This window comes from Mesorhizobium sp. WSM4837 (assembly GCF_055811435.1).
The window spans coordinates 31,033-54,029 of sequence record NZ_JBVVQE010000017.1; the positions used below are offsets into that span (position 1 = coordinate 31,033).

The 22,997-nt window shown below is 62.9% G+C and carries 19 protein-coding genes; 2 read left to right on the forward strand and 17 right to left on the reverse strand.

What is annotated here, in order from left to right; all coding sequences use genetic code 11:
* Positions 1-17: 17 nt before the first annotated feature.
* Both AC0L3D_RS12320 and AC0L3D_RS12325 read right to left on the reverse strand, forming a co-directional pair.
* The gene (locus AC0L3D_RS12320) at positions 18-1,760 is read right to left on the reverse strand and encodes a hypothetical protein (protein ID WP_473644489.1); all 1,743 of its coding nucleotides are present in this window, start codon (positions 1,758-1,760) and stop codon (positions 18-20) included.
* Between the two features lie 74 nt (positions 1,761-1,834).
* Positions 1,835-3,133, reverse strand: coding sequence for an adenylosuccinate synthase (locus AC0L3D_RS12325; RefSeq protein WP_473644491.1), 1,299 nt, complete (start codon positions 3,131-3,133; stop codon positions 1,835-1,837).
* A 313-nt stretch (positions 3,134-3,446) separates the two neighbouring features.
* Between AC0L3D_RS12325 and AC0L3D_RS12330 the strand changes: the two genes are divergently transcribed.
* Complete coding sequence (locus AC0L3D_RS12330) at positions 3,447-4,337, forward strand: DMT family transporter (RefSeq protein WP_287240371.1); 891 nt, start codon at positions 3,447-3,449, stop codon at positions 4,335-4,337.
* A 106-nt stretch (positions 4,338-4,443) separates the two neighbouring features.
* Here AC0L3D_RS12330 and serA read toward each other — a convergent pair whose 3' ends face one another.
* The 5 genes from serA to glmM form a co-directional block, all read right to left on the reverse strand.
* Positions 4,444-6,042 (reverse strand): phosphoglycerate dehydrogenase, encoded by a 1,599-nt coding sequence (gene serA / locus AC0L3D_RS12335; protein WP_473644492.1) that lies wholly within the window; start codon positions 6,040-6,042, stop codon positions 4,444-4,446.
* A 181-nt stretch (positions 6,043-6,223) separates the two neighbouring features.
* Positions 6,224-7,399 (reverse strand): phosphoserine transaminase, encoded by a 1,176-nt coding sequence (locus AC0L3D_RS12340; protein ID WP_473644494.1) that lies wholly within the window; start codon positions 7,397-7,399, stop codon positions 6,224-6,226.
* Positions 7,400-7,586: 187 nt separating this feature from the next.
* Positions 7,587-8,336, reverse strand: a complete 750-nt coding sequence (locus tag AC0L3D_RS12345; RefSeq protein WP_023799975.1) for an outer membrane protein — start codon at positions 8,334-8,336, stop codon at positions 7,587-7,589.
* Positions 8,337-8,526: 190 nt separating this feature from the next.
* A complete protein-coding gene (locus AC0L3D_RS12350) occupies positions 8,527-9,366 on the reverse strand; it encodes an outer membrane protein (RefSeq protein WP_473628528.1) in 840 nt (279 codons plus the stop codon).
* A gap of 225 nt (positions 9,367-9,591) precedes the next feature.
* Positions 9,592-10,944 carry a phosphoglucosamine mutase gene (gene glmM / locus AC0L3D_RS12355; protein WP_473628530.1) on the reverse strand — a complete coding sequence of 451 codons (1,353 nt, stop codon included), beginning with the start codon at positions 10,942-10,944 and terminating at the stop codon, positions 9,592-9,594.
* Between the two features lie 498 nt (positions 10,945-11,442).
* Between glmM and AC0L3D_RS12360 the strand changes: the two genes are divergently transcribed.
* Positions 11,443-12,108, forward strand: coding sequence for a hypothetical protein (locus AC0L3D_RS12360; protein WP_473644496.1), 666 nt, complete (start codon positions 11,443-11,445; stop codon positions 12,106-12,108).
* Positions 12,109-12,445: 337 nt separating this feature from the next.
* On the opposite strand, the gene ftsH is transcribed toward AC0L3D_RS12360, so the two are convergent.
* From ftsH to ybgC, 10 genes are all read right to left on the reverse strand, one after another.
* Positions 12,446-14,374, reverse strand: coding sequence for an ATP-dependent zinc metalloprotease FtsH (gene ftsH / locus AC0L3D_RS12365; protein WP_473628533.1), 1,929 nt, complete (start codon positions 14,372-14,374; stop codon positions 12,446-12,448).
* 123 nt (positions 14,375-14,497) lie between these two features.
* The gene (gene tilS / locus AC0L3D_RS12370) at positions 14,498-15,877 is read right to left on the reverse strand and encodes a tRNA lysidine(34) synthetase TilS (protein ID WP_473644498.1); all 1,380 of its coding nucleotides are present in this window, start codon (positions 15,875-15,877) and stop codon (positions 14,498-14,500) included.
* 70 nt (positions 15,878-15,947) lie between these two features.
* A complete protein-coding gene (gene ybgF / locus AC0L3D_RS12375; protein ID WP_473628537.1) occupies positions 15,948-17,030 on the reverse strand; it encodes a tol-pal system protein YbgF in 1,083 nt (360 codons plus the stop codon).
* A 202-nt stretch (positions 17,031-17,232) separates the two neighbouring features.
* On the reverse strand, positions 17,233-17,739 hold the full coding sequence (gene pal, locus AC0L3D_RS12380; RefSeq protein WP_027152911.1) for a peptidoglycan-associated lipoprotein Pal: 507 nt from the start codon (positions 17,737-17,739) through the stop codon (positions 17,233-17,235).
* Between the two features lie 69 nt (positions 17,740-17,808).
* The gene (locus tag AC0L3D_RS12385) at positions 17,809-18,363 is read right to left on the reverse strand and encodes a four helix bundle protein (protein WP_473628538.1); all 555 of its coding nucleotides are present in this window, start codon (positions 18,361-18,363) and stop codon (positions 17,809-17,811) included.
* Between the two features lie 52 nt (positions 18,364-18,415).
* Positions 18,416-19,699 carry a Tol-Pal system beta propeller repeat protein TolB gene (gene tolB, locus AC0L3D_RS12390; RefSeq protein WP_245268562.1) on the reverse strand — a complete coding sequence of 428 codons (1,284 nt, stop codon included), beginning with the start codon at positions 19,697-19,699 and terminating at the stop codon, positions 18,416-18,418.
* A 67-nt stretch (positions 19,700-19,766) separates the two neighbouring features.
* A complete protein-coding gene (locus AC0L3D_RS12395; RefSeq protein WP_473628540.1) occupies positions 19,767-20,924 on the reverse strand; it encodes an energy transducer TonB family protein in 1,158 nt (385 codons plus the stop codon).
* A gap of 8 nt (positions 20,925-20,932) precedes the next feature.
* The gene (locus AC0L3D_RS12400) at positions 20,933-21,391 is read right to left on the reverse strand and encodes an ExbD/TolR family protein (protein ID WP_077375321.1); all 459 of its coding nucleotides are present in this window, start codon (positions 21,389-21,391) and stop codon (positions 20,933-20,935) included.
* 9 nt (positions 21,392-21,400) lie between these two features.
* The gene (tolQ, locus tag AC0L3D_RS12405; RefSeq protein ID WP_023799988.1) at positions 21,401-22,111 is read right to left on the reverse strand and encodes a protein TolQ; all 711 of its coding nucleotides are present in this window, start codon (positions 22,109-22,111) and stop codon (positions 21,401-21,403) included.
* 293 nt (positions 22,112-22,404) lie between these two features.
* Positions 22,405-22,878: a tol-pal system-associated acyl-CoA thioesterase gene (gene ybgC / locus AC0L3D_RS12410; RefSeq protein WP_473628542.1), complete on the reverse strand. Its 474-nt coding sequence runs from the start codon at positions 22,876-22,878 to the stop codon at positions 22,405-22,407.
* Positions 22,879-22,997 lie beyond the last annotated feature (119 nt).

A 22,997-nucleotide genomic window follows, 5' to 3' on the forward strand; every position in this document is an offset into this window, starting at 1 on the left:
AGGCTGGTGAGCCGGCCTCAGCCCGCCTCTTTTGTTTGCCAGGCCTTCAGCGCCTCGTCGAACACCTTCTCGCCGGGAATGCCCTTTTCCATGGTGAGCAGCGCCCGCCGTCCGGTCTTGTAGACGACCGGCACGTCGATCCATTTCTGGCCCCGCAGCAGGGTCAGATTGGCGTCTTCGTCCGGCTTTGTGTCGTTGAGAGCGACCAGGAAGAAGCCGTCGGCGATCTTGGCCGGGATGCCGATCAGTGGACTGCCGGCATCCTGTTCAGAGCCCTTCATGGCGACGCGCAGGATGTTGTCGACACCGCCGCCGTCGAAACCATCGGGCGTCAGGAAAATCATCTCGATGATGTGGCTGGCCGGCAGCGTCTGGTCGGTGTTGCGGCGGATGGTCATGCGCAACTGCACGTCCTTGCCCGGAATGCTCGCCTCGGCGCGGATTGCCGGCTCGGGCGGCAGATTGCCGCCGGGCGATTCCTGCACCAGCGACCAGACGATGCTGCCGGGCTCGGCCGAGCCTTGCGCGGTGCTGGTGCGCTCCTCGTAGAAGATCGCCTTCTGGCCGACCGCCAGTGCGGTTTCCGCAGGCGCGGCTGTCGGTGCAGCACCCGGCGCGGCACCCGGGGCCGGCGCTGCCGGCGCGGCTGCGCTATCGGTCGGCGCCGCAGGCGCCAGCGTGGCGGCATCGGCAGGCGGTGTTGCGGGGGCCGCGCCCGGTGCGGGCACATTCGTGGCTGGCGTGCCGGCAGGCGCTGCAGGCGCAGGTGCGGCCGGCGGCGGCCTGGTCAGTGCTGCGACGGATTCGCCCTCTCCGATGCCACTTTGTCCTGAAGCGGGGCCGGGATCGACCTCACCGCCCTCAGGTGTCAGCCGCTGGGTGAACTTTGTGCCCTCGGCATCGGCTGGAGCCGCTGCAGCCGGGGCCCTTGCCGCAGCATCGGCAGCCGGCCGCTCGGCCGGGCTCGGCTTCACCAGCGGTTCTACGGTTGCGACCGTCGTGCTGTTGAGACCCAGCATGTTGCTGAACGCGTCCTTGTTCAGCCAGATGCCGTAGCCGCCGCCCGCGATGACGAGCAAGGCGACGACAGCGGCGATCAGCCCGCCATAGCTGCGCCTGCGCTCGGCAGGATGCTGAAAAGTGTCCGGCGCCGGCTCCTCGTCGTTGGGGAAGACATCGTCTCTAAAGCTATCGCTGTTCTCGTGAGCCGCTGGAAGATCCGCGTCCGAAGGCTCCGCATCGGTGCCCTCTGGAGGCGGTTTTTGCCAATTCAGCGAGGCTTTGGCGGCAGGTGCCGGCTGCCATTCCGGCTCGGTCTTGGCCGGCTGCCATGCCGGCTCGGTCTTGGCCGGCTGCCATGCCGGCTCGGTCTTGGCCGGCTGCCATTCCGGCTCGGTCTTGGCCGGCTGCCATTCCGGCTCGGTCTTGGCCGGCTGCCATGCCGGCTCGGCCTTTGCCGGCTGTCGGACATGGCTGGGTTGGTTCTTGTTGCGGTCGATGGAGGAGAAGATGTCCTCCAACTCCGACAGCGGATCGGATACCGGCGCAGGCTTGGCGTAGCTCCGCTCGACGATGGCGATGGCATCTTCCAGAGTGCGCTTATGCTGGGCAACGACCGACGGCGCCAGCGGCGGTATGTTCTTCGCAAGCTTGTCCGCGATTGTCGAACGGGCCTTGTCATAGACCCTGGCGCGTATCTCCGGCGTCGGATTTCCAAGGCCGTCGAGCGTCTTTTTCAGAGCACCAACAAAATCTGCCATGCTTCAGTCGACCTGCATTTCGTTTCTAGGCCGGCCCCCGCAAATCGGCCGCGATGCCCGGAACAGCTTGGAATCTAGTCTTGAAACGGATCGGTCACAAGTATTGTGTCGTCCCGTTCAGGGCTGGTGGAAAGGAGTGCGACCGGCGCGCCGATCAGTTCCTCGATGTGACGGACATATTTGACTGCCTGGGCCGGCAGATCGTTCCAGCTTCTGGCGCCGGCGCTGGTGCCTTTCCAGCCCTCCAGCGTCTCGTAGACCGGTTTGACGCGCGCCTGCGCACCCTGGCTGGCCGGCAGATAGTCGATCGCCTCGCCATCGAGGCGGTAGCCGGTGCAGACCTTGATCTCGTCCAGCCCGTCGAGCACGTCGAGCTTGGTCAGGGCGATGCCCTTGATGCCGTTTACGGCGACGGCTTGGCGAACCAGCACGGCATCGAACCAGCCGCAGCGGCGCTTGCGGCCGGTGACGACGCCGAACTCGTGGCCGCGCGTGCCCAGGAACTCGCCGATCTCGTTCTTCTGTTCGGTCGGGAACGGACCTTCGCCGACACGGGTCGTATAGGCCTTGGTGATGCCGAGCACATAACCGATGGCACCCGGGCCGACGCCGGATCCGGCGGCCGCTTGGCCAGCCACCGTGTTGGACGAGGTGACGAACGGATAGGTGCCGTGGTCGATGTCAAGCAGCGTGCCCTGCGCACCCTCGAACAGGATGCGTTCGCCGGCGCGGCGCTTGTCGTCGAGGATCTTCCAGACGCGGTCCATATAGGGCAGGATCTCGTCGGCGACCGAAATCAGCTCACTCATGATTGCGTCATGCGTGACTTCGGCGTGGCCGAGCCCGCGGCGCAGCGCATTGTGATGCGTCAGCAGCCTGTCGACCTTCAAGGGCAGCGTTTCCAAATCCGCCAAATCCATCACCCTGACTGCGCGCCGGCCCACCTTATCCTCATAAGCGGGGCCGATGCCGCGACGGGTCGTGCCGATTTTCGTTCCCGAATTGGAGGCGGCGTCTTCGCGGAATCCGTCCAGCTCCCGGTGCAAGGACAGGATAAGCGCGGTGTTTTCGGCTATTTTCAGGCGCTCCGGCGTCACCTCGACGCCTTGCGCCTTCAATTTCGCTACTTCCGCGACGAAGGCATGCGGGTCGAAGACGACGCCATTGCCGATGATGGACAGCTTGCCTTGCCGCACCACGCCGGACGGCAGCAGCGACAGCTTGTAGACCTTGCCGTCGACGACCAGCGTATGGCCGGCATTGTGGCCGCCCTGGAAGCGCACGACGACGTCGGCGCGTTCCGACAGCCAGTCGACGATCTTGCCTTTGCCCTCGTCGCCCCATTGCGAGCCGACGACCACCACATTGGCCATGTTTCTTTTCCCTTGAGGCGCCGCTCCGAGCGGCTTGAATGGTTCGAAACGACAGGCTTCTATCGCATCGGCCAGAAAATCGGAATCGATTTTCGGATAGCACGACGCGAACGTTCAAAGCCTTGAGACGCGTACTTTGTGCGTCCAGGTGGACGTACGTCGTTCTATAACGTCAACACCCGGCGAGCGCGACCATTCTTTGCCGCCGAAAGCGCCCTCAGGCACAACAATTTTCGCGTTTGACATCATTTACTTGGGCGAACCACCACAATAGGTCGGCAATGACCCTGCCCACCCCGGCTGGAATTTCGCGATGCATCGAACCGCCTATCTGTTCCTGCTGTTCACCACCTTGCTGTGGGGCGGCAACTCCGTGGCCGGCAAGCTGGCAGTCGACCATATTTCGCCGATGACGCTGGTCTTCCTGCGCTGGGTCCTGGCCGTTCTGATCATGCTGCCGATCGGCTGGCGAACGCTGCGCGAGGACTGGCCGGTGGTGCGCAGGCATTGGTTGCTGCTTGGCGGGCTCGGCGCTTGCGGCTTCACCTTTTTCAACGCGATCTTCTACACGGCGCTCAACTACACGACGGCGATCAACGTCTCGATCGAGCAGGCGGCAATCCCGGTCGTCATCATCCTCGCCAATTTCGTGCTGTTTCGCCTGCGTGTGAACCGGGTGCAGATCGCCGGTGTCGTGCTGACGATCATCGGCGTCGCCCTGACCGCCAGCCACGGCGATCTGCGCCAGCTTCTCAAGCTGGACCTCAACTTCGGCGACGCCATCATGCTGATCGCGGTGCTTTGCTACAGCTTCTACTCGGTCGGGTTGCGGCTGAAGCCGGCCATACGCTGGCAAAGCCTGATGCTGGCGCTGTCGATTGCCGCACTGGTGACCTCGCTGCCTTTCTTCCTCTGGGAGGTGGCTGCCGGCAAGGTCATCATCCCCGATGCGCGCGGCTGGGCGATAGCGTTCTACACTGCGATCGGCGCTTCGGTCGTCTCGCAGATTTTTTATATCAGGGGCATCGAACTGATCGGCGCCAACCGGGCCGGTCTGTTCATCAACCTGGTGCCGATCTTCGGCACGCTGCTGTCGGTGCTGATCGTCGGTGAGACATTCCAGCTCTATCAGGGCGTGGCCCTCGTGCTGGTGCTCGGCGGCATCAGCCTGGCTGAATACAGCGGGCGTAAAATGGCGATTTGACAGCCGGAAACCTGTGACGGGCCGTGAAAGAACTCTGTCGATATTTCGACGCCATTGTCGAAACGCCCCGTGGGCTTACAAAACTCGCGGGGCGCTCGCGGATGACTCAGGCGACGCCGACGTCGAAATGCAGCCGCTTGGCGGAGTCGATCGACTTGTGCGCCCGCACCTGTTCCAGCACCTTCTCCGGGAACGGCGCATCGAGATAGAGCAGCGCGATGGCATCGCCGCCAGGCCGGTTGCGGCCGAGCTGGAAGTTGGCGATGTTGACGCCGTTCTCGCCGCAGACCGTGCCGAGCAGGCCGATGATGCCGGGCGCGTCGGCATTCGTCGTGTACAGCATGTGCTGGCCGACCTCGGCGTCGAGGTTGATGCCCTTGATCTGGATGAAGCGCGGCTTGCCGTCCGAGAAGCAGGTGCCGGCGATCGCACGCGTCTTGTGCTCGGTCTTGACCGTCAGCTTGATATAGCCGTCGAACACGCCCGATTTGTCGCGCTTGACCTCGGCGACGATGATGCCGCGCTCCTTGACCATGATCGGCGCCGAAACCATGTTGACGTCGGAGACCTGCGGCCGGATCAGCCCGGCAAGTGTGGCGCTGATCAGCGCGCGCGTGTTCATCGTCGCGGTCGAGCCGTCGAACAGGATCTCGACCTCCTTGATCGGATCCTCGGTGACCTGGCCGACAAAGGCGCCGAGCACTTCGGCCAGCTTGACGAAGGGTTTTAGGCGCGGCGCTTCCTCGGCGGTGATCGACGGCATGTTGATGGCGTTGGAAACGGCGCCCTTGATCAGGTAGTCGGCCATCTGCTCGGCGACCTGCAGAGCGACATTCTCCTGCGCCTCCATCGTCGATGCGCCGAGGTGCGGCGTCGCCACCACATTCTCCATGCCGAACAGCTCGCTTTTCTCCGCCGGCTCGACCTCGAACACGTCGATGCCGGCGCCTGCCACCTTGCCGCTTTTCAACGCCGCGATCAGGTCGGCCTCGACGATCAGCCCGCCACGGGCGCAGTTGATGATGCGCACGCCGGTCTTCATTTTGGCGATCGCCGAAGCGTCGATGATGTTGCGCGTCTTGTCGGTCAAGGGCGTGTGCAGGGTGATGAAATCGGCGCGGGCGAACAGCTCGTCGAGTTCCACCTTCTCGACGCCGAGCTCCTCGGCGCGACTGTCCGACAGGAACGGATCGAAGGCGATGACGTGCATCTTCAGGCCAACGCCGCGCGTAGCGACGATCGAGCCGATATTGCCGCAGCCGATGATGCCCAGCGTCTTGCCGGTGATCTCGGTGCCCATGAAGCGGTTCTTTTCCCACTTGCCGGCATGGGTCGAGGCATTGGCTTCCGGTATCTGGCGGGCCAGCGCGAAGATCATGGCGACGGCATGCTCGGCGGTGGTGATCGAATTGCCGAAGGGCGTGTTCATCACGATGATGCCCTTGCGGCTCGCCGCCGGGATGTCGACATTGTCGACGCCGATGCCGGCGCGGCCGACCACCTTGAGCCTTGTGGCGGCGTCGATCAGCTTTTCGGTGACTTTGGTCGCCGAACGGATGGCGAGGCCGTCATACTGGCCGATCACTTCGAGCAGCTTTTCCTTGTCCTTGCCGAGATCGGGCAGGTAGTCGATCTCGATGCCGCGATCCCTGAAGATCTGCACGGCGGTGGTGGAGAGTTTGTCTGAGACGAGAACGCGGGGCATGGGCTTCATCCTTTGCGATTGGCGCCCCTCCCCTGACGGGAGGGTCGGCGCGAAGTGCCGGGGTGGGGTGGTTGCGGCCGGGCGTGGCCGAAATCTTTTTCTTCTGGATGGCGGACCGTTGAGTTGGGTGGAGGCGAGCCCACCCGGCCCTTCGGGCCACCCTCCCCTCGAAGGGGAGGGATCAGGCGGCCGCCTTGAGCGACGCCTTTTGCGCGGCAAAGGCCCAGTCGAGCCACGGCAGCAGCGCTTCGAGGTCGGAAGTCTCGACGGTTGCGCCGCACCAGATGCGCAGGCCCGGCGGCGCATCGCGATAGGCGCCGATATCGTAGGCGACGCCTTCCTTGTCGAGCGCCGAGACGATGCCCTTGGCGAACGCCGCTTGTCCGTCGGCATCGAGCGCGGCGACGTCCGGGTCGGTGAAGGAAAGACAGACGGACGTGTTCGACCGCGTCGCCGGGTCGGTGGCCAGATGGCCAAGCCATGCGGATTTACCGACGAAACCGTCGATAATTGCGGCGTTGGCGTCGGCGCGGGCAATCAATGCGTCGAGACCGCCGATCGACTTCGCCCAACGCAGCGCGTCGAGATAATCCTCGACGCACAGCATCGACGGCGTGTTGATGGTTTCGCCCTTAAAAATGCCTTCGATGAGCTTGCCGCCCGAGGTGAGCCGAAAGATTTTCGGCAGCGGCCAGCCAGGCTTGTAGCTTTCCAGCCGCTCGACGGCGCGCGGGCTGAGGATCAGCATGCCATGCGCACCTTCGCCGCCCAGCACCTTCTGCCAGGAGAAGGTGACGACGTCGAGCTTGCCAAAATCGAGCTCTTGCGCAAAGGCCGCCGACGTGGCGTCGCAGATGGTCAGGCCCTTGCGGGCGGCCGGGATGAAATCGCCGTTCGGCACGCACACGCCTGAGGTCGTGCCGTTCCAGGTGAAGACCACGTCGCGGTCGAAGTCGATTTTTGTCAGATCCGGCAACGCACCGTAGCCGGCTTCGATCCTGCGCACGTCGGCGAGCTTCAGCTGCTTGACCACATCGGTGACCCAGCCGGAACCGAAACTCTCCCAGGCGACCATGTCGACGCCGCGTTCGCCGAGCAGCGACCACATCGCCATCTCGACCGCGCCGGTGTCCGACGCCGGCACGATGCCGATGCGATAATCCGCCGGAATTTGGAGAATTTCCCGCGTCAGCTCGATCGCCTGTTCGAGCTTGGTCTTGCCGATCTTGGCGCGGTGCGAGCGTCCGAGCGCGGCATTGGCCAGCGCCTCGACTGACCAGCCGGGGCGTTTTGCACAGGGACCTGAGGAAAAATTGGGATTTGCCGGGCGCAGTCCGGGCTTCGTATGGATCGTCATCGTGGTCTATCCTTCCAGATAGTGGCCCCTCGTTGGGGAGGGGTGGCCCACAGACGGCGATATGCGTTCAGGCTTCCGGCGTCAAGAGGAAAGTTTTTGTCGCTGACGGGATACTGGTCGCGTCCCACCGAAAAAGAGAACGACGGACCGAAATCCGCCGCTGGCATTCCCGAGGCTTTCGCCGTGCCTACCAGAGATCGTAGCGCAGCCCGACCTTGACCTGATGATTGCTGATCCCTTTGTCGATCGGATAGGAATCCAAATCCTGTGCGGTGGTATATTCGGCGTCGGGTGCGGAAAAATATTGATAGCCCAGATCGACTGAAAGGTTCTTGGACACCTGGTAGGCAAGGCCGGCGTTCAGCGTATAGGCGAAAGAGTAATGGGTCTCGTTGTCATCGCGGACGAAATCGTCGGCGGGGTTGGCGTTGTCTGTGAAGTAGTCCGCCGAGAGGCGCCGCCTGGTCTGGACAATACCGATACCGGCGCCGAGATAGGGTGTGATCCCGACATAGGTGCCAAGATCGACATAGCCGTTGAGCATGCCCGAGAACGCGTAGTTCTCCAGGTCCGCCGATGCCACGGTCGTTCCGTTGTCATAGCTGACGCTGATCTCGTTGCCGGGCAGATAGCCCAGATTGAGATCGGCGCGCAGATAATCGTTAAAATGGTAGCCGAAGCCGATGCTGGCGAAGATGTGATCCTCTTCTTCGTCGAAGTTCGCTGGCGCGAAGGCGAAGTCCTCATTGTCGAAGCTCTTCTGCACCAGATAGGAGACATCGCCGCGCAGATACCATCCCGAACCGACTTCGACCGGCACATAGTCCGGCGCCTGGTCGACATAGATCGGCGGATCGTAGTCGGCGCCAAGCGCCTGCGACAACGGCGTCAGGGCGATTGCTGCAAGCGCCAGTGCTATGCGCGATTTGACTGTCATGATCCCCGGCTCCCGAAGGTGGCGCCATTCGCGATCGCGAGCGCCGTTTCAGGGCATTGTTAACCATAGTGGTTAAGTGGCGGTTAAGGATAACAGGGCGTTAGCGAATTGATTTTGATGCGCGTTCCGCCACAACGAGAAAAACCGCCCGGCTTTTGCCGGGCGGTCCGCAAACCTGCTCTCGAAGCGATTACTTGGTGTAAACCGGTTCGGGTTCGTAGGCGATCGGCTCCGGCTGGGCGCAGTCCGAGTTGCCGAACTGGTAGCGCAGGCCGCCGCGCACTTCGTGCACATTGATGCCCTTGTCACGGCCGGGACCGACATTGCTGTCTGAAGCGTAGTCGAACATCTTGCCGCCCTCGATACGGCTGAAGCGGTAGCCGAGATCGAGCTTGACGCGATCGGTCAGGCAGTAGGAGGCGCCCGCCATGGCCGCATAGGCAAAGCGCCAGCCCTTGCCGCCATGATGCTCGAACTCGCCGTCGATGTCATTGTTGTGCAGCGTGTCCCATTTGACCCAGGCGCCGCCGATGCCGGCGCCGACATAAGGCGTGACGCCGTGCCAGGTGCCGATATCGACATAGGCATTGGCCAGGAGCAGCAGCGCCGTATAGGATGAGTGGTCGGTCGAAGTGCAGGGCGTCTGATTGATGCCGCAGAAGCCGCTGGTCGAGCCGCGGAAATCGGATTTGCTCATCCAGCCCGCGGTCAGGTCGGTACGGAAATGCCGGTTGATCTGGTAGCCGACGCCGGCGCCGGCCGAGAAGGCGCCATCCAGCTTGCCGCTGTCAAAGCTGCCAGTGCCTGGAACCGCCCCGTAGGTGATGTAGTCGCCGCCGCGGAACTTCGACCAGTGGTAGTCGATGTCGCCGCGAATGTACCAGCCGCCATATTCGACCGGCTGCTCGTAGACGGGCGGCGGCGGGGCCGGCTCGACCACAGGCGGCTCGACGAAGTCGGCGGCCAACACTGGTCCGGCCACGCCCGCGAGCAGCGCGGCAAAGAGGCCCATTCTTGCTGTATTGAACATGCTTGTCACCCCTGAGAACCCTCGGCACAGCGAACGCGTCCGAATCTGATTGGTTTCAGTCGTGGATAATGAATTGGAAAAGTTAAAAGCCGTTTAACCCTATCGCTTAACCATGAATCTCTAAATCTTTCAGGATTTTCGCGTTGTCCGCCAACGATTTGGCGTGCGGACACACGAAAAAAGCCCGCCGGAGGGCGGGCTTTTCACCTGGCAAAAACTGGGGGATCAGGCAGCGCTGCGGGCTTCCGAAATGACCTCGACGATGTCGTTGACGACGGCCTCGACCAGTTGCTGATCGTCGCCTTCCGCCATGACGCGGATGAGCGGTTCCGTGCCGGACGGCCGGATGACCAGGCGGCCAGCCTGGCCCAAACGATGGCGTCCATCTTCGATCGCCGCCTTGACCAGGGCTTCCTCGAGCGGCTTGCCGCCGGAAATATGAACGTTCTTCAGCAATTGCGGCACCGGCGCGAACTTCTTCGACAGTTCGCTGACCGGTCGGTTCTGCCGCTTGATGCAGGCGAGCACCTGGAGTGCCGAGACGAGGCCGTCGCCGGTGGTGGAAAAATCGGACAGCACGATGTGGCCCGACTGTTCGCCGCCGACATTCAGGCCGTGCGCACGCATGTGCTCGACGACATAGCGGTCGCCGACCTTGGTGCGGTGCAACTGCAGGTTCATGTCGCCGAGGAAGCGTTCGAGGCCGAGATTGGACATCACCGTCGAGACGACGCCACCGCCGGCCAGCCGGCCGCTCTGATGCCAGGACTCGGCAATCAGCGCCATGATCTGGTCGCCATCGACGATCGCGCCGTTCTCGTCGACGATGACGACGCGGTCGGCGTCGCCGTCGAGCGCGATGCCGATATCGGCGCGCACTTCATGCACCTTCTTCTGCAGGCCGGCCGGATGGGTCGAGCCACACTCCTTGTTGATGTTGAAGCCGTTGGGCTCGACGTTGATGGCGACAACTTCGGCGCCGAGTTCCCACAGCGCCTCGGGCGCCACCTTGTAGGCGGCGCCATTGGCGCAATCTACGACGATGCGGAGGCCCGACAGCGACATCGACCGCGGCAGCGTGCGCTTGGCAAATTCGATATAGCGGTCATGAACGCCGTCGACGCGCTTGGCGCGGCCGAGCCCGTCCGAGTCGGCGAGCGCCAGTTCGATATCCTTGTCGAGCATGCCCTCGATGCGCTCCTCGATCTCGTCGGAAAGCTTGTAGCCATCGGGACCGAACAGCTTGATGCCGTTGTCGTAGTAAGGATTGTGCGAGGCCGAGATCATCACGCCGATGTCGGCGCGCAATGAGCGCACCAGCATGGCGACCGCGGGCGTCGGAATCGGGCCGAGTAGGAACACATCCATGCCGGCGGCGCACAGGCCCGACACCATCGCATTCTCGATCATGTAGCCGGAAAGTCTGGTGTCCTTGCCGAGCACGACGCGGTGACGATGGTTGCCGCGCTGGAACGAAAGGCCGGCGGCCATGCCGACCCTCATGGCGACCTCCGCCGTCATTGGAAATCTATTGGCGCGGCCGCGAATGCCGTCCGTTCCGAAATAACTTCCTGCCATGCTAGTCAGCTTCCCGATGGTTCATTGCCGGCACGTCATGCCACACATTGGCCCGAGCCCTATCATCACAATTCATGATTATAGGGCACCATTCCTTAGAAAACTGTTGTCTTGTGTGTTTTGTGTCACGTCAGTGCTTTGAATTTGCCTGCCCTGGTTGCGCCAGCAGCGTTCAGAACCTTCAGACCGCATCTGGATTCTTTCATGTGCCAATCAGCGGCATCGAAGTCAGAATCCCCGTCGCGTTATTCTGGGCCGGCCGCACTGGCCGACCCGCTCGGCCCGTCATGCGAGGCAGTTCCCGGAGAGTGGTCCGCTCTATACAAGTTTTCCGTGCATATGCGCCCAGGAAAGTGCCTGGGGGCAGGAGCTGGCAACGAGTTCATCCAAAATAATGCACTTTCCGAAGGGTTTTACGCCATTTGCCCTCTGGCGCAACCATTCGTTGAGTGCTATTGCTTGCTTGGTACATAACGTGAACATCAGAGGAGAAGACACATGCTTATCCATCGACTTGCAACTTTGACGGGTCTTGCCGTGGTGACTTTATTCCTGGCAGCGCCCGCCAATGCGCTGACCATGGCTGAATGCAGCACCAAGTATAACGCGGCAAAGGACGCCGGAACACTTGGCGGGCAGAACTGGAACCAGTTCCGCAAAGCAGAATGCGTCACCGTCGCCGCCGCAACCGACGCCACGCCAGCCAAGGCGAACAGCACCAGCGCTGCAACGCCCGATGCGGCCGCCGCAGCGACGACCAAGGCAGCGGCAACTGCCAATGCAGGCAGCGGCCTCAGCAGGGCGGAGTGCGGCGCCAAATATCGGGCGGCCAAGGCCGGCAACACGCTGAACGGCATGAAGTGGAACGACTTCCGCATGAGCCAGTGCGGTGCCAGTGCCTTCGACGACGACACCAAGCCGGCAGCCGATCAGGCAAGCCTCACCAGCCAGCCGAAAAAGCCGACCGTGACCGCTCCCCAGGGAGTGACGTTTCCGAAGGCGATCTCGGACAAATATAGCAGCGAAACTCCGGCCAAGGCCCGCATGTACACCTGCCGCGACCAGTACCAAGCCAACAAGGGGGCCGGGACGCTGGGTGGCCTCAAGTGGATCCAGAACGGTGGCGGCTTCTACAGCCTGTGCAATGTCGCGCTGAAGAGCTGATCGACATTAACATTCGAACATAGCAAGGCTCGCGAAGGTTCGCGGGCCTTTTGCTGCTGGCGGTTGCAGGCAGGGCCAGGATATGCCGTATCTGCGCTAGCGAGGCGCTGTCGGCGCCGCTGCCAATCTCCCCCCTTGCGGGCCCTTGCGGGGAGATCAGCCCTCATCACGGCATCCGCAAACCTTCAACGTCTATTTCCCATGTGGAGAATCCCCTGCACTGGGTGAAGTGATGGAGTTTTTCAGGCCGCGATCGGCTGTCGCTGTCGGCACCTCGTGAACAAAAACGCCGCGTCCAAGCCGCGGCGTTTTCGAAATCAGTCTCCTGAGCCGGAGCCTAGCTTGACGGCTGAGGCTCCATGCCGCCTTCGGGCTCCGGGCCCTTCTTGCGGCGGCTGCCGGACTTCGGCACGGCCGAGCCGCGGCTCGGCGGCGTGTCGTCGCCGAGATCGCGTGCCGGCTTGTGGCCGGCGATCAGCTGCTTGATCTCGTCGCCGGACAGCGTCTCATATTCCAAAAGCCCCTGCGCCAGCGCAATCCATTCATTCTTCTTCTTGGTCAGGATGGATTTCGCCGTCGAATAGGCCTCGTCGATCAGCCGGCGCACTTCAGCGTCGATGATCTGCGCCGTCTCTTCCGAGACGTTCTGCGTGCGCGCCACCGAATGGCCGAGGAACACTTCCTCCTGGTTGTCGCCATAGGCGACGTGGCCAAGCTTGTCGGAAAAACCCCAGCGTGTGACCATGGCGCGCGCCAGCTTGGTTGCCTGCTCGATGTCCGAGGAGGCACCCGAGGTGATGTTCTCCTTGCCGAACTTGAACTCCTCGGCGACGCGGCCACCCATCATGATGGCAAGGCGCGAGATCATGTATTTGTAGCTCATCGAATAGCGGTCGCCTTCCGGCAACTGCATGACCATGCCAAGGGCCCGGCCGCGCGGGATGATGGTCGCCTTGTGCAGCGGATCGGCCGACGGCACGTTCAGCGCCAGGATGGCGTGGCCGGCCTCGTGATAGGCGGTGAGTTCCTTCTCGGCCTGGGTCATCGCCGACGAGCGGCGCTCGGCGCCCATCATGATCTTGTCCTTGGCGTCCTCGAACTCGGCCATGGTGACAAGGCGCTTGTTGCGCCGCGCCGCCATCAGGGCGGATTCGTTGACGAGGTTCATAAGGTCGGCGCCGGAAAACCCCGGCGTGCCGCGCGCGATCACCTTGAGGTCGACATTGGGGGCCAGCGGCACGTTGCGCACATGCACCTTCAGGATCTTCTCGCGGCCGACGATGTCGGGGTTCGGCACCACCACCTGGCGGTCGAAACGGCCGGGCCTGAGCAGCGCCGGATCGAGCACGTCCGGCCGGTTGGTGGCAGCGATCAGGATGATGCTTTCGTTGGATTCGAAGCCGTCCATTTCGACCAGCAACTGGTTCAGCGTCTGCTCGCGCTCGTCGTTGCCGCCGCCGAGGCCGGCGCCGCGATGGCGGCCGACCGCGTCGATTTCGTCGATGAAGATGATGCAGGGCGCATTCTTCTTGGCCTGGTCGAACATGTCGCGGACGCGGCTAGCGCCAACGCCGACGAACATCTCGACAAAGTCCGAGCCGGAAATGGTGAAGAACGGCACGTTGGCCTCACCGGCGACCGAACGGGCAAGCAGCGTCTTGCCGGTCCCGGGAGGGCCGACGAGCAGCACGCCGCGCGGAATCTTGCCGCCAAGCCGCTGGAACTTCTGCGGATCACGCAGGAATTCGACAATCTCTTCCAAATCCTGCTTGGCTTCGTCGACGCCGGCGACATCCTGGAAGGTGACGCGGCCATGCGCTTCAGTCAAAAGCTTGGCCTTCGACTTGCCGAAGCCCATGGCGCGGCCGGAGCCGGACTGCATCTGGCGCATGAAGAATATCCAGACGCCAAGGATGAGGATCATCGGCAGCCAGGAGATGAGATAGCTGAACAGCGAATTGGAACCGTCGGATTCGGGGCGCGCGTTGATGGTGACGTTCTTATCCTGGAGTCTCGAAACCAGCGACGGATCACCCGGCGAATAGGTCTGGAAGCCGGTAGAGGTGTCGGTATAGGTGCCCGAGATGCGGGCACCCGCGATGGTCACCGTCTTGACCCGGCCGGCCGCGACGTCCTGCAGGAACTGCGAATAGGGGACGTCACTCGCTGCTCCGCGCGTCTGCGGCGTCTGGAACAGATTGAAGAGAGCGATGAGCAGGACCGCTATGATCGCCCAGAGCGCGAGATTGCGATAATTCGGATTCATCAATTGTCCCGTTGGTGTCCGCCAGCGGACACGCGTCGTGAGAGGAAACTTGGGTCTAACATAGGGATGGCGCCCTTCATTGCCAAGCAGAACAGCATGTCGCGGTTAAGCTTTCGCCCATGATCAACCGGCAGTGTGGCCGCCGAAAGGCGGGGCAGGAAGTCGCGGCGCACCGATCAGCGCGGCGACAGTTCCGGCCGGCGCCAGGTCGAAGGACGGCAGGAAGCGGGCAAAGGGCGCGACGACCGGGCATACCGCCATTCCTGGCAAGACCGGGCTGTCGCCAGGATATTCGCTTGCGCGCCACAGCACCGGCTCGGCCGCCAGAGCCGCGCGGACAAGGCTTGGCTGCGTGCCGTTTTCGGCAATCGCCAGTCTTGCGGCACCAGCCGCGCCGAGCGGCGCGATCAAAAATGCACCCGGCTCGTCGCCCAATGTGATCCTCCGGCGACCGTCCCAGAGGGCATTGTTCACGGCAGGCGCAGCGGGCGGCAGGTTGCGGGTTTCGCGACGCAGGAAGATGCCGGCACGCCGCGCATCGACCACCGTCCGCGACAAAGTAGCGCAAAACGGGGCAGCCAAAATTGGGGTTGTGCCAGGAGGTCCGGGCCTCAGCCGGTTGAGCAGCGCCTCGCTGCGAGCCTGACCGGGCAGAAAGGCAACGCCGCCGACAGTCGCCAGCAGGATCCGCAGCGCGTAGACGGCCGCCGCCTCGTCGACGGCTGTCGCAAAGCCCGGATCGAGACGGACAAGGCCGGCTGCGGGCCTGCTGGCAAAGCCACGGATCAGCACGGCGGCGCGATGGCCAAGCTGCTCGCGCTCCACCGCAGCCCGCGCGGCCAGCGTCAACGCGTCTTCCCGCGCACCATTGCGGTCGGCAAGCGCTGCGCGGATACGTGGCCTCTCGAAAGCCTCGTCTTCATTGGTCGGGTCTTCGGTCCAGCCGACATTCGCGCGCCGGAGGACTTCGCGCAGCGCAGCACGCCGTGTGCCGAGAAGCGGCCGTGCGATCCAGATCCGCCAGTCATAGAGGGTGGCCGGTGCCATGCCTGCTAGGCCACGCCCTGGCTCTCGCACCCTCTCTTGGCGAGCTTGCCGCATCAGCACGGTCTCGGCCTGGTCGTCGGCCGTGTGGCCGGTCAGGATCAGGCCGATACCTTCCGCCTGCGCCGCCTCGACCAGCAACCGGTAGCGTGCCTCTCGCGCGGCAGCCGGCAGGCCGGTCGAAGGCTTGCGTCCGGACCAGAGCAGGATGCGGTGGGCAATGCCGCGCCCGGCGCAAAGCCTGGCCACGGCCTGTGCTTCCGCTGCCGAGCCCGGCCGCAGACCGTGATCGATGGTCACAGCCAGCAATTTCGTTGCCGGCGCGGTACGGTCGAGGTGATCTTTGAGGAGAAGGAGGAGGGCGGTCGAGTCGCTGCCGCCGGACACGGCCGCAACAGCGCCGCTGGTAAAGTCGATCTGCGACAAAACCGAACGGTCAGGCTCGGTTTCGGGCGTCAATGCATGTCGCCCAAAAGTGGCCCCTGATCTGGGGCAACAAGTCTTGGGGCAACGACATGCAAGAGAAAAACTAACACGCCGCGAGCGCCCTTTCCTGCTTGACGCGTTCCTTGAGCGCGCCGGAAACGTTCGGATAGCGCTTGCCGATCTCGCCGAAAGTGGCGCAGGCCACGTCGCGCTGGTTCAATCCGACCAGTGACACACCGAGCTTCAGCAGCATGTCGGGAGCCTTCTTGGCCTTCGGATAGTCCTTGCTGGCGGCGAGGAAAGTCTCGGCCGCGTCGCGGTACTTCTGCTGGCCGAGCAGGGACTCACCCAGCCAGTAATGCGCGTCCGCCGTCTTGGCGTCCTTGGGGAAGCGGGCGATGTGGTCGCGAAAACCCTGTTCGGCAGTGCCGTAGTCGCCCGACAGGATGAACTGATAGGAATTGCGGTAAAGCTCCTCCGGGTCGTCGGTGGCGGGCAGCGCCGCGACCACCGTATCGTCGGACTTGCCGGCCTGCGTGCCAGCGGCCAGGTCGCTGGTAACTTGGTCGCTGGGGGCGGTGTTCTGCGCCGGTGCATGTGCCTGCGTCTTGCCGTCTGCGTCGATCACATTGCCGTTCTTGTCGACGGTGATGGTGCCGAACGTCTTCGGCGGCGTGCCCGGGATCACCGCGCCGGGTTCCCCTGTCGGTGATTCGACGATGACCTCGCCGCTCTGGCCGCCCGCGGGCGGTGTGCCCGCATCGGCCGGCGCATGCGTCGCCGGAGCCTCGGCGACGCTGCTGTCGGTGTTGGTGGTGGCGTCCGACTTCTTCTGCTCGCGTGGCTGCTGCGCACCTTGTGAGCCGCCTTCCAACTGCTGGAAGCGGAACTCGTTGTCTTCCTGCTGCTTGCGGATCTGCTCCTGCATCTGCAGCACCTGGAAGTTGAGCTCCTCGATCTTGCCGTTCATTTGCCGGAGTTGTTCCTCCAGCCCCGTAGTGCCGGTGCCATCCTGCGCAAATTGCACCTGATCCGGTTTCTTTTTTTCACCGAAAATGCCGAGCGTCGGCAGGCGGAAGGAAAAACCGCTTTTTTCTGTGCCTTGCTCATTGCCTACTGCCGGGGCAGCGACGCTTGATACGAGCAGCAACGCAAGCGTGCCGCTCAAGACCGATCTGAAATGCATGTGCCTCTCGCCGTGGATTGTTTGCCTGTTGCATGCCTTCCGATCGGAGTGGACCGTCAGGCGCCTCAGTTATTACCAAGGACGCAGGACTTCGGCCAAATTTTGTTTCAAGTCCCACATCCGGGCACCGGACATGAAAAAGGCGGCCGCAGCCGCCTTTCACACGTAGGTGTTGCATTTCTGCCGATCGGAAAATTGCCGATCAGGAACCGGCGCCGCTGATCGTGGTGACGGCGCGGCGGTTCTGCGACCAGCAGGAGATGTCGTCGCAAACCGCGACCGGACGCTCTTTGCCGTAGGAAATGGTCTTCAGGCGCTGGGCAGAAACGCCCCTGGCGACGAGGAAGTCGCGGGTGGCGGCGGCGCGGCGGGCGCCGAGCGCCAGATTGTATTCGCGCGTGCCGCGCTCGTCGGCATGGCCTTCGATGACGATGGCATACTGCCGATACTGGTTCAGCCATTGCGCCTGCCGCGAAAGCGTCGTCTGCGCGTCGGCGCGGATCGAGGACGAATCCGTATCGAAAAAGATGCGGTCGCCGATGTTGACGGTGAAGTCCTGGGCCGATCCGGGCGTTGCCGCCCCGGCGCCGCTGAGACCGAGATCGGCGGCGCTGTTCAGGTTCTTCTTCGAGGCGCAGCCGGCGATGGCGAGCAACGCCACCAGCGCGATCATCGCCGGGTTTCTGGTAAGTGCTGCGATACGGCCCATGCCGCCTCTCCTTCGCAATTCGAGTGATTTCGTTGATCGTCCAGTAACCACGTTTGGGTTAACTGGCGTTCAAGAAACACGGTTAAAATTTGGTTTCGGCTGCCGTCCACAGCCGTTTTGCCCAAGGGGAATCCGAGGAGGCAACAATGCGCGCGGACCGTAGGCAGAAATGCGGCTGAAACGCGACCAAGCCGTGGAAAAGAGCGAATTGAAGAGTTGAAGAACTGAGGAATTGAGGAAAGAGGTCACCTCAGCTTCTCTCTGAGATTTGACCAGCATTCCGTAGATGCGGGCATAGGATTGCAACCACTCGTCGCGTTGCGCCTGGGTGATATACTCCAGATCGAACGCATACGAAATCCACGTCTCCACTTCACTGCATGACCCTATCGCCATCGAAATGAACCGTGCGAATTCGGGCTTGGAGCGGGTTTGTTTGGCAAAACCCTCAGCCAAATTGGCGCAGATCGCCTTGCTGGAACGACGTAGTTGATCGGCGAGCGCGTATTGCTCCATTTTCGGAAAAGCAAGCGTGGCTCTGTGTACCCCAAGGGAAACTGCATAGGCACGCTTATAGACTTCCAAATCCCTCGCGTGCTCGATGTAGGCCGCTGCCTTCTCCATCCTTCAGTTCTTCAACTCGTCAGTTCCTCAATTCCTCAATTCCCCTTCCAGCCTATTCCAGCAGCGGCGACCAGGCCGGGTCCGAAGCGAAATTCGAGGTCGGGATCGACTGTTCGTTGCGGCCGGTGAGATCGACCGAAACGAGTTTCGGGCCGCCGGCAGAATCGCGGAAGAACATCAGCACCCGGCCGTTGGGCGCCCAGGTCGGCCCCTCCTGCTGGAAGCCGGTTGAAAGGATGCGCTCGCCTGAACCGTCGACGCGCATGACGCCGATCTGGAACTCGCCGGCGGTCTGCTTGGTGAAGGCGATGAGGTCGCCGCGCGGGGACCATACCGGCGTCGAATAGACGCCGTCGCCGAAGGAGATGCGGGTCTGGCCAGAACCGTCGGCGCCCATCACATAGATCTGCGCGCGGCCGCCGCGGTCGGAGGTGAACACCACCTTGCTGCCATCCGGCGAATAGGACGGCGAGGTGTCGATGGCCGTCGAGTTGGTGAGCCTGGTCGTCGAGCGGCTTCTCAAATCCATGGCGAAGATGTTGGAATTGCCGTCGTCGCGCAGCAGGCTCATGATCACCTTCTGGCCGTCGGGCGAGAACCGCGGCGCAAAGGTCATGCCGGGAAAGTCGCCGACCAGTTCGCGCTGCCCGGTCTCGATCTGCAGCAGATAGACCTTCGGCTGGCCGCTTTCATAGGACATGTAGGTGATTTCCTGCCGGTTTGGCGAGAAACGCGGGGTCAGCACGATCGATCTGCCGTCCGACAGGTAGCGGATATTGGCGCCGTCCTGGTCCATGATGGCGAGGCGCTTCTTTCGCGCGTTCTTTGCGCCCGATTCGTCGATGAAGACGACGCGCGTGTCGAAATAGCCCTTCTCGCCGGTCAGCCGCTCATAGATGGCGTCGGCGATGATGTGGGCGACGCGCCTTGTGTTGGCGTCGTTGGCGAAGAACTGCTCGCCCGACATCTGCTGGCCGGCAAAGGTGTCCCACAACCGGTACTGGGCACGGACGCGGCCATCGGCCTCCTTGCTGACGCTGCCGGTGACCAGCGCCTGGGCATTGATCACCTTCCAGTCCTCGAAGCGAGGCGTGGCATCGGGGTTGGAGATCTTTTCGATGAAGGCGCTCTTGTCGATCGGCGCGAACAGGCCGGAGCGTTTCAGGTCTGCGCTGACAATGCCGGAAATCTCCGCGCCCAGCGCATCGCCGCCCTGGAAATCGGTGATGGCGATCGGCAGCGGCTCGACATTGCCTTTGTTGACGTTGAGCTCAACGAGCGCCCGCGCCGGCAAGGTGGCGGCGGCAGTCATGCCCAGCGCCATCGCTACGATCATCAGGAGCGGCTTGAGGATGGATTTCATGTCTTCTCGCTTCTCTTCAATGATTCTACGGGCGCCAGGCCTACAGGCCCAGCATCTCCCTCGGATCGAAAGTGACCCGGACGTCGGCCCAGATGTCCTGCTTGCCGGCGGGAACCTGCAGACCGGCCATGTCGCATTTCTGAACCGCGCGTACGGCACTCTCGTCGAACGGGCGGCTTCCGCTCGATTTTTCGACAGCAGGCCGGCCATCTAGCTTGCCAGACGCGTCCAGATTGAAGCGGATCACGGCCACGTAGCTCTCCGAGCCCTCGACGCCAGCAGGAATTGACCAGCAACCGGCAAGCTGATCTCGGAGCGCCCCTTCCTCCGACTTCGACAACTTCTGGCCCTGATCCTTGTCACCACCAAGCGATGCCTGCTGGGTTGAGCGCTTGGCGCCGCCGCCGGATGGCTTCCGCTTGTCAAGCAGGGCAGCGACCTCATCGGCGTCAAACTGCTTGTCTTCCGATTTCGGCTTGGACGAGGCTTCCTTGACCGGCTTGTCGGCGTCCTTGCGCTCGGGCGCCTTGGCGCTTTCGGCCTGGGCCGGCTGCGGCTTCGGCCGCGCCTGCGGGGCGGGCGCCGAGTCCGGAAGCTGCGTCTCCTCGGTTGGCGGCTCCTGGGCAATGGCCTCGGCAACGGCGTCCGGCTTGACCTCTGGCTTCGGGTCGATGGCGGCGGTATTGTCCTGCGGCGGCGTCGGCGCCGGTTCCTTGGCCGGTGTCGGCTTGGGCTCCGCCTGCTTGACCGGCTCGGGCTTGACCTCTTCCTTCGGCTGCGGGACCGGTGCGACCTCCGTCGCCGGGACAGGCTTCGGCTGCTCCTTCGGTTTCGGCACGTCCTCGGGCTTCGGCTTCTCTTTCGGCGTCGGCGCGGGCGGCGGCGCCTCAGCCATATCGACCGGCTGGGGCTTGGGCTCCGGCGTCGGCGGCTTGTCGGTATCGACGCTGTTGTCGCCGACCGTCTTCGCGTCGGCCACGATGTCCGGACGCTGGGTCGGCAATGGAGTCGGCTTTTCGCTCACCGCAGCTTTCTTGTCGCCTTTCTGTATCTGCGCGATCGCTTCCATCGGCACGATCTCGACTGCGACCGACTCGACTTCGGACGACGGAAGCGCAGCCGGCGCCGACAGTGTGAACAGCCCGAAGGCGATCGCCGTCGCATGCAAGATCACCGATGTGGTGAGGCCGGTCCGCATGTTCTTGTCTACTGGTCCTGTTCCTGCAGCGAGATGAGACTCATATTCTTGTAGCCAGCGGCTTGGACACGGGCCATGACCTGCAGAGCCGCTCCATAATTGGTCGCCTTGTCGGCGCGAAAGAAGATGCGCTCGTCATAGCCGGTCTTCGAGATCGCCTGCAGCTTTGCCACCAGTTCCTCGATCGGGATCTCGGTCTTCTGGATGTAAATCTGGCCGGCGGAGTTGATGGATACCTCGATCGGTTGCGTGTCGGCCGCAATCGCCTTGGCCTGTGTTTCCGGCAGGTCGACCGGAACGCCGACCGTCAGCAGTGGCGCGGCGACCATGAAGATGATCAAGAGCACCAGCATCACATCGACCATCGGCGTGACGTTGATTTCCGATATCATCGCGTGATGGCGGCCGCGCCGCCTGTGGCCGCGACCACCGCGTCCCCCGCCACCCGCGCCTACAGACATTCCCATGATTGTTCCTCAGGTCTTCTGCGCGACTTTTTCATCGATTTGGCGCGAGAGTATGGCGGAGAACTCGTCCGCGAACCCTTCCATGCGCACGGCGATCTTGCTCGCGTCCGACGACAGCTTGTTGTAGGCGATGACGGCGGGAATAGCCGCCAGCAGGCCAATTGCCGTGGCCAGCAGCGCCTCGGCAATGCCGGGTGCGACCACCGACAGGCTGGTGTTCTTCGATGCCGCGATCGCCTGGAACGAGGTCATGATGCCGATCACGGTGCCGAACAGGCCGATGAACGGCGCTGCCGAGCCGGTGGTGGCGAGAAAGCCAAGCCGTCCTTCCAGTTTTTCCATTTCGCGGGTCAGCGCCAGGTCCATCGCCTTGTCGATGCGGGTCTGCAGGCCAAGCGGCGATTTCGCCCCCTTCTCGAAGCTCTTCTTCCATTCGCGCATGGCGGCGACGAAGATGGCGCCCATGCCTGACGTCTTGCGGTCGGCGAGCGTGCGATAGAGCTCTTCCAGCGACTGCCCGGACCAGAACACCTGTTCGAAGCGATTGAGCGCGAGCCGCATGCGGCCATAGGCGACGAGCTTGTCAACGATGATCGCCCAGGTCCAGATCGAGGCGCAGAGCAGCCCGATCATGACCAGCTTGACCACCCAGCCAGCCTGCGTGAACAGCGCCCAAATCGACAAATGCGCGCCCGGTTCGGCGAGTGCGATATTTTCCATGGTTACGTCCTTAAGAATTTTCCGGGCACGGCTGGCGGCTGGCCCATAGGCATCCCTTGTAATCCGTTCGCGCAAAGCTTGCGGGATAACCCCAAAATGCACCGTAGGCGGCCTTTTCAGGGCAAATCTTGGTGAAAGGAAGGCGCTGGATTCCTCCAATCTTCACCACTCTCTTCATGAACCGTTATGGTTAAGGATGGGTTAGGACGCACAGCGCGGCGCATTGCCGCGCCTTGGGCGAGCCACCTGGCATCGTCAGCGGATCATTGGGATCGGTAACTTGCCGATTTGAACTACCGATTTGTCTTGGGCATGAAGGTTGCGATCCATTCCTTCGGAAAGCGCCTTGGCCGGCCGTTCTCGCCGATGATCGCCGCCTCGACCCGCGCCTCGACCAGCACCTCGCCGCCGCGCTTCAGCTGCTGCGCCATAAAGATGCGGGCGCCCGAAATGTCCTCGGTGCGCGTCTCGATGGTCAAGACATCGTCCATGCGGGCGGAGCCGCGAAAGTCGATTTCCATGCGCCGCACCACCCAGATTATTCTTTCGCCGAGCTTCCCGTCGGCAAGCTCGGTGTGGTGGACGCCGGCAAGCCTGAGATAATCGGAACGGCCGCGCTCGAAGAATTCGAGATAGCGCGCGTGATAGACGACACCGGAGAAATCGGTGTCGGCATAATAGACCCGCGCCATCAGCCGGTGGCCGAATTCGGTCAGCGCGCCGGAAAGCCCGGCGCAGAGCGCCGCCGCTTCACCATGATCGTCCATCGCGCTTTCCTTTCTTGGCCTGGCCGGGCACCTAAAGCGCGACGCGCTCCAGGTGATGTTTGCGGGCGCGCGTCGTTGTCGCAAAACCGCTGCACAGTTTTGGGCGACACGCATTAACT

What these genes read in the sequence shown, in the direction of transcription:
- AC0L3D_RS12330 (WP_287240371.1), top strand. Translation starts at nt 3,447, where the DNA reads ATGCATCGAACCGCCTATCTGTTCCTGCTGTTCACCACCTTGCTGTGG.
- AC0L3D_RS12340 (WP_473644494.1), bottom strand. Translation starts at nt 7,399, where the DNA reads ATGACGATCCATACGAAGCCCGGACTGCGCCCGGCAAATCCCAATTTT.
- pal (WP_027152911.1), bottom strand. Translation starts at nt 17,739, where the DNA reads ATGGGCCGTATCGCAGCACTTACCAGAAACCCGGCGATGATCGCGCTG.
- AC0L3D_RS12350 (WP_473628528.1), bottom strand. Translation starts at nt 9,366, where the DNA reads ATGTTCAATACAGCAAGAATGGGCCTCTTTGCCGCGCTGCTCGCGGGC.
- tolB (WP_245268562.1), bottom strand. Translation starts at nt 19,699, where the DNA reads ATGATCGTAGCGATGGCGCTGGGCATGACTGCCGCCGCCACCTTGCCG.
- glmM (WP_473628530.1), bottom strand. Translation starts at nt 10,944, where the DNA reads ATGGCAGGAAGTTATTTCGGAACGGACGGCATTCGCGGCCGCGCCAAT.
- AC0L3D_RS12395 (WP_473628540.1), bottom strand. Translation starts at nt 20,924, where the DNA reads ATGCGGACCGGCCTCACCACATCGGTGATCTTGCATGCGACGGCGATC.
- ybgF (WP_473628537.1), bottom strand. Translation starts at nt 17,030, where the DNA reads ATGCATTTCAGATCGGTCTTGAGCGGCACGCTTGCGTTGCTGCTCGTA.
- ybgC (WP_473628542.1), bottom strand. Translation starts at nt 22,878, where the DNA reads ATGGACGATCATGGTGAAGCGGCGGCGCTCTGCGCCGGGCTTTCCGGC.
- AC0L3D_RS12400 (WP_077375321.1), bottom strand. Translation starts at nt 21,391, where the DNA reads ATGGGAATGTCTGTAGGCGCGGGTGGCGGGGGACGCGGTGGTCGCGGC.
- AC0L3D_RS12345 (WP_023799975.1), bottom strand. Translation starts at nt 8,336, where the DNA reads ATGACAGTCAAATCGCGCATAGCACTGGCGCTTGCAGCAATCGCCCTG.
- ftsH (WP_473628533.1), bottom strand. Translation starts at nt 14,374, where the DNA reads ATGAATCCGAATTATCGCAATCTCGCGCTCTGGGCGATCATAGCGGTC.
- AC0L3D_RS12360 (WP_473644496.1), top strand. Translation starts at nt 11,443, where the DNA reads ATGCTTATCCATCGACTTGCAACTTTGACGGGTCTTGCCGTGGTGACT.
- serA (WP_473644492.1), bottom strand. Translation starts at nt 6,042, where the DNA reads ATGCCCCGCGTTCTCGTCTCAGACAAACTCTCCACCACCGCCGTGCAG.
- AC0L3D_RS12385 (WP_473628538.1), bottom strand. Translation starts at nt 18,363, where the DNA reads ATGGAGAAGGCAGCGGCCTACATCGAGCACGCGAGGGATTTGGAAGTC.
- AC0L3D_RS12320 (WP_473644489.1), bottom strand. Translation starts at nt 1,760, where the DNA reads ATGGCAGATTTTGTTGGTGCTCTGAAAAAGACGCTCGACGGCCTTGGA.
- tolQ (WP_023799988.1), bottom strand. Translation starts at nt 22,111, where the DNA reads ATGGAAAATATCGCACTCGCCGAACCGGGCGCGCATTTGTCGATTTGG.
- AC0L3D_RS12325 (WP_473644491.1), bottom strand. Translation starts at nt 3,133, where the DNA reads ATGGCCAATGTGGTGGTCGTCGGCTCGCAATGGGGCGACGAGGGCAAA.